At 57.0% G+C, this 5379-nt stretch carries 5 protein-coding genes; all 5 read right to left on the bottom strand.

Translation table 11 applies throughout. The features are described from left to right. Nucleotides 1-582, bottom strand: a 582-nt coding sequence (locus Q0Z93_RS09600; protein WP_298064973.1) for an FAD synthetase family protein, incomplete at its 3' end; no start/stop codon positions are given. A 17-nt stretch (nt 583-599) separates the two neighbouring features. Next, entirely contained in the window at nt 600-1274 is a 675-nt protein-coding gene (locus Q0Z93_RS09595; RefSeq protein WP_298064970.1) for a redox-sensing transcriptional repressor Rex, read from the bottom strand. A gap of 84 nt (nt 1275-1358) precedes the next feature. Continuing rightward, nucleotides 1359-2132 (bottom strand): DUF4396 domain-containing protein, encoded by a 774-nt coding sequence (locus Q0Z93_RS09590; RefSeq protein ID WP_298064968.1) that lies wholly within the window; start codon nt 2130-2132, stop codon nt 1359-1361. A 375-nt stretch (nt 2133-2507) separates the two neighbouring features. Continuing rightward, a complete protein-coding gene (locus Q0Z93_RS09585; RefSeq protein WP_298064967.1) occupies nt 2508-4379 on the bottom strand; it encodes an ABC-F family ATP-binding cassette domain-containing protein in 1872 nt (623 codons plus the stop codon). Between the two features lie 6 nt (nt 4380-4385). Next, nucleotides 4386-4844 (bottom strand): type I restriction enzyme HsdR N-terminal domain-containing protein, encoded by a 459-nt coding sequence (locus Q0Z93_RS09580; protein ID WP_298064965.1) that lies wholly within the window; start codon nt 4842-4844, stop codon nt 4386-4388. Nucleotides 4845-5379: the final 535 nt, after the last annotated feature.

Below are 5379 nucleotides of genomic sequence, written 5' to 3'. Positions count from 1 at the left end.
CAGCAGTTTGGTCGGATCGTGAGGCAGTTCGGTCACGACCAGGTAAGGCCCCCCCAGCATATAAGCCGCCGCCGCCATATCTCCCGTCTCGATCGCCGCGCGGATGGAGGTCGAACTGATATTCTCATACCGGCCGAGACGGGCCGTTCGTATGCCGCCGCGTTCGAGCAGTTCGGCCGAACCCGAGCGGTTGTGGCCGAAATGGTGCCCCTCGCCCGAAAGCACGGTCTCGGCCTTGAGCAGCCCTTTGAGGTAGTCCCGGGTGAAAGTTTCGCTGTCGATCCGGCTGAATTCCGGTGTAAAGTGCGCCACCACCACGTGATCGACATCCGTCTCCGCCAGCAATTCGAGTTTTTCCGGAAGGGTGCTGAGCAGTCGATTCTCGCCCTTGAGCACAGTCCGCGGGTGGGGATCGAAAGTCACGACCACGGATTCTCCGTCCGGCCCCAGGTCGTTATGCGCAACCGTGTTGAGCTGTTCGATCAGCAGCCGGTGCCCCCGGTGCACGCCGTCGAACGATCCCACGGCGACGGCGGTCTGCCGGAAACGGGGCAAATGGTCGAATCCGTAATGTATTTGCATGCAGAAAAGGAAGGGGGTTATTCGTCGGCGGCTGTCGGAACGAGGTTGTTGTCCTTGGAAAAGTAAGCCACCTTCTCGAGCAGGGTAATGATGTCGTAATCCTCGACATAGATGTCGTCGGGAAAGTTGAGCGGCGTGGAGGTGAAATTCAGCACCCCCCGCACCCCTGCCCGGGTGATCGGTTCGACCATTTCCGCCGCCACCGACGACGGCGAGGTCAGGATAATCGCGCGTATGTCATGCTGCAAAGCGGTCTCCACGAACGTATCCATATGGTAGCACGGTACGCCGGCTACGGTCTTCCCCACTTTGTGCGGGTCGACGTCGAAAGCGGCGGTGATCCGGAGTTTGGAGCGTTTCCCGTTGAAATAGTGCGTCACGGCCTGCGCCAGATTTCCCATCCCGATGATCCCGACGTTCAGTCCGTCCGGACTGTCGATTATGGTTCCGATAAAGTCGATCAGCACTTCCACGTCGTACCCTTTCTTGGTGTCGCTGCTGAAACCGATCAGCATCAGGTCGCGCCGCACCTGTACCGCGGTAATCCCGTGCATCGAGGCCAGTTCGTGCGAGTAGATGTGGGTGCGTCCCTGTTTCAGGCATTCGAGCAGCATGCGCCGGTATTCGCTCAGGCGTTCGATGGTCCGTTCGGGAAGCCTTTTTGCGTTTGTGTGTGCGGCGTCGGTGCTCATGGAAGTCTGTATCTGTTATAGTAGGGCTGTGATAAAATTAACGGTAGGCAAATATAATACTTTTTTCAAGACCGTGTTTCGCTTTTACATGGCGTGCTTGAGGCCGATGCGGAGCAGCCACCGGTTGACGGGATAGGAAACCGCCAGTCCGGTGAACATGGCCAGCTGCATCATGAACCAGAATGTCCAGGTGTCCCGCCCCAGGCCGTCGGGAAAGAAAACGAACAGGGTCAGTGCCATCCAGCCGTACATTCCGGCTTGCCAGGCGGTCAGCGATAGGAAGTCGGCTTTCAAGGCGCGTTTGACGGTCGGACCGACGGGGCTGCGGTGCATCTGCTGCATGGCGGCGTACTGGAATCCTATGCCGAGGATCAGTGCCAGGATATATTCCAATGTCCACAGGCCGGCTATGGTACTCCCGGCGATGGTTATGGGGGCAAACAGGAAGAGTAGTTCGCAAAGCAGGTCGGCCAGCACGCATCCTGCGCCGCAGTGGAGGGTCGAGTGCAGAACGCTGATCCATTCCGGTCGTGCCGTGTTTATGTTGTCGGTGCTCCCGGGCGTTCTTTTCATGTCGCTCATGCCGGGCATTTCTTCTGAAGGCGGAGGCACGGCTCTTTGCGGGCGCATATCCATGTTCATCAATTCGTCGGTCGGCGATGGACGGTGCTGACGGCCGAAACGGAAATAGATGAGAACGCCGGCCCAGCTGCCCCACAGGGCGGTGAGGGGCCAGACGGTTTCCATAACGGGCATGCGCTGGCGATGGCCGTTGCGAATGTCGGCAAGGACGATTAAGACGCCGAGGATGCCGAGAATGATGGAAATGGCGGCTATGACGGTGAGTAGTTCTTTCATGCCTGCTCTGTTTTTACAGGCATCGAAACGCAAAAAACGTACCAAGGGTTTTGCCGTTTGGGCCGTCGGGTGCAGTTCTGTTTTACGTGTAAGCGGCACCGGGCCTCTGCTGGCTCCGGCCAAGAAAGGGTAGTTACAGCTCGGCACTCGAACCGGGAGTTTGTTCGGCCTTAGGGGGTGGGCACGAGGCCGAACTAAGGATATGACAGAGCGGTCTATTGCTCCGGCCCAAAGAAAACGCAATGCCAAAGGACTGCGGAGCCTAAGGAGTCGGGTAATAATTACAGGTAATTACAGCCCGGAAAGCCCCTATGGGGCCTTTCTTTTCAAAGAAAGAACAGTCCCACACGGCACAAGTACGAATAAACGACCGGATTACAGTTCCGAAAGTTCGAGCCAGCGCATGGATTTGGCATCGATTTCCTCGATCAACGTCGCGATGCGTTCCGACTTGGCGATCAGTTCCTCCGTGGACAGCCTGCCACTGCTCATTTCCAGCTCCAAAGCCGCTTTCTCAGCCTCCAGTTCCGGAATCTCGGCCTCGAGCAGCTCGAATTCCCGTTTTTCCTTGAATGACAGTTTGCCCTTAACCCGTTCCCTCGGTTTTTCCGCCACAAGAGAGGCCGCTTTCGGAGCCGGTACAGCCTGTGCCGCCGCCAGCGCCTCCTGCTCTTTGCGCCATTCGCGGTAGTCCGTATAATTTCCCGGGAAATCCTTGACCTTTCCGCCCCCCTCGAACACCAGCAAATGATCCGCCACCTTATCCATAAAATAACGGTCGTGCGACACGACGATCAGACAGCCCGAAAAAGCCGTTAAATATTCCTCCAACACATTGAGCGTCTGAATGTCCAAATCATTGGTCGGCTCGTCCAGCACTAAGAAATTCGGATTCGCCATCAGAATCGTGCAGAGGTAGAGCCGCCGCCGCTCCCCTCCGCTCAACTTCGACACATAATCGTATTGCGACTGCGGCGAGAAGAGAAACCGCGTCAATAACTGCGATGCGCTAATCTGCTTGCCGTCGCTCAGGGTGATATGTTCAGAAATAGCCGTGATGATGTCGATCACCCGCGCCCCCGGGTCGAATTCCAGCCCCTGCTGGCTGTAATAGCCGAATCGCACCGTCTCGCCGATGTCGACCGTCCCGCTGTCGGGCGGTTCCAGCCCCAGGAGCATCTTGATAAAAGTGGATTTTCCCGTCCCGTTGTTCCCCACGATCCCCATCTTCTCGTACCGGGAGAACAGATAGCTGAAATCGCTCAGAATCACGCGCTCCCCGAACCGTTTGCCGAGGTGTTCCACCTCGAAGATTTTCTTGCCGATGTACGTCTGCTGCACGTCCAACTGCACCGTTCCCTCGCTACGCCGCGCATGGGCCTTCTCTTTGATGTCCCGGAACGCGTCGATCCGGTATTTCGCTTTCCCCGACCGAGCCGACGGGGTGCGCCTGATCCACTCCAGCTCTCTGCGATACAGGTTTTTCATCCGCGCCACCGTGGCGTCCGCCGCGTCGATCCGCTCCTGCCGTTTTTCGAGGTAATAGCTGTAATTGCCTTTGTAACTGTAAATCCGCTTGTCGTCGATCTCGATGATCTCGTTGCAGACGCGGTCGAGGAAGTAGCGGTCGTGGGTCACCATCAGCAGGCTCATCCGCTGCCCCGCAAGATATTCTTCGAGCCACTCGGTCATCTCCATGTCGAGGTGGTTCGTGGGTTCGTCGAGAATAAGCAAATCCGGTTCCACGATCAATGCCGCTGCCAGCGCCACTCGCTTGAGCTGTCCGCCCGACAGGGTCTCGACTTTTTGTCCGAGGTCGGCGATGTTCAGCCGGGTGAGGATTTGTTTGGCGCGCTGTTCAAAGTCCCAGGCGCCGAGTGCTTCCATCCGGGCGAATAACTTGTCCATGGCCGAGGTGTCGTTCCGTGCCAAAGCCTGTTCGTATCGCGCGATGGCCTGCACCACTTCGTTTTGTCCGTGGAAACAGGCTTCCAGCACGGTCAGTCCGGCCGGGAACTGCGGGTCTTGTTCCAAGTAACCTACGGTCAGATCGCGGCGGAAAACCACTTGGCCACTGTCGTAATCCATCCGTCCGGCGATGATGTTGAGCAGGGTGGTCTTTCCGGTGCCGTTGGCGGCGATCAGTCCGATGCGCTGACCTTCATTGATTCCGAAAGAGATATTCTCGAACAGTACACGCTCGCCGAATGATTTGGTGAGCGACTCGATTTGCATATGTACAACCATAAAGAGTCAGAGTTGCGGGATTTCGTGGATAAAGCGGTAGCTGCGCGCTTCGTGGTCGATCTCGCAGCAGTAGTGTTGCAAACCGTTGGTCACCACCAGATAAGGAACGCCGAGCTGTATATTGTAGTGTGCCACTTGGTTGAAAACTTCTTGTGTGATGGCCACGCCGGCGGCTTTGCATTCGACGATCAGCTGCGGCTCGGCCTGTCGGGAGTAGACGACGATGTCGGCCCGCAGGGAAAAGCCGTCGATGCGGAGTTGTTGTTCCTGCACGATCCGGAAAGGGTCGATGCCGTATGTGCCGGTGAGAAAGCGGATAAAGTGCTGCCGCACCCATTCCTCGGGGGTGAGCACGAGCCATTTGCGGCGCAAGGTGTCCCAGACTTCCGGCCGCGGGCCGCTGTTGCGCAGCCGCAGATCGGCGGCGGGCAGGTTCAGTGGCGGATATTTGTTCGGTCGGTTCATAAGGAAATGACAAAGTAACAAAATTTCCGGCGCTTTGGGGTTTGTCCCGCTTGTGGCTTTTGTTGTCGGAGGGCTTTCCCTTTTCGCTTGGTTGCTTAGGCCGCCTGTAAACGCAGGAACTTAAGTCTTAAACGTAAATTTTATTGTACGTGTTCGGGAGTGAACAGTTCTCTTTAACTTCGCTCCGCTCGTTTTCCTCGCGTTATCTCGGCATAGTCCGCAAGCGGCCTCTGCCGAGGTAGCGCGAGGAAGCCGGAGGCAAAACAAGCGCAACGCAGTTAGCGAGAACCAAAAAACCGACGCAGCAGGCGAGAGCCATCGAGCTTGCTCGAATGGCCGAGGCGCCAGGAGGAAGGCGCAGCCAAACTTTCTGAGATGCTTCGCATCTCTTGAGCCTGTCGGGTACCCTTGTCTTTGATCTTTTGGGGGTGTGAGCAATAGCGGGCACTTAGGTAAACAACGCTTTATGCCCGCTATTGCCACGCCCCAAAGAAAACGCAATGCAAGAGGACTGCGGAGCCTAAGGAGTAGCGCA

Origin of the sequence: uncultured Rikenella sp. (assembly GCF_947628055.1) — a bacterium.
GTDB lineage: Bacteria > Bacteroidota > Bacteroidia > Bacteroidales > Rikenellaceae > Rikenella.
The sequence above is the reverse complement of the archived record's forward strand: the minus strand, read 5'-3'. Positions and strand labels throughout refer to the sequence as shown.

Excerpts from the sequence above, each read along its gene's own strand:
- Q0Z93_RS09595 (WP_298064970.1), bottom strand. The coding sequence starts at position 1,274 with ATGAGCACCGACGCCGCACACACAAACGCAAAAAGGCTTCCCGAACGG.
- Q0Z93_RS09590 (WP_298064968.1), bottom strand. The coding sequence starts at position 2,132 with ATGAAAGAACTACTCACCGTCATAGCCGCCATTTCCATCATTCTCGGC.
- Q0Z93_RS09585 (WP_298064967.1), bottom strand. The coding sequence starts at position 4,379 with ATGGTTGTACATATGCAAATCGAGTCGCTCACCAAATCATTCGGCGAG.
- Q0Z93_RS09580 (WP_298064965.1), bottom strand. The coding sequence starts at position 4,844 with ATGAACCGACCGAACAAATATCCGCCACTGAACCTGCCCGCCGCCGAT.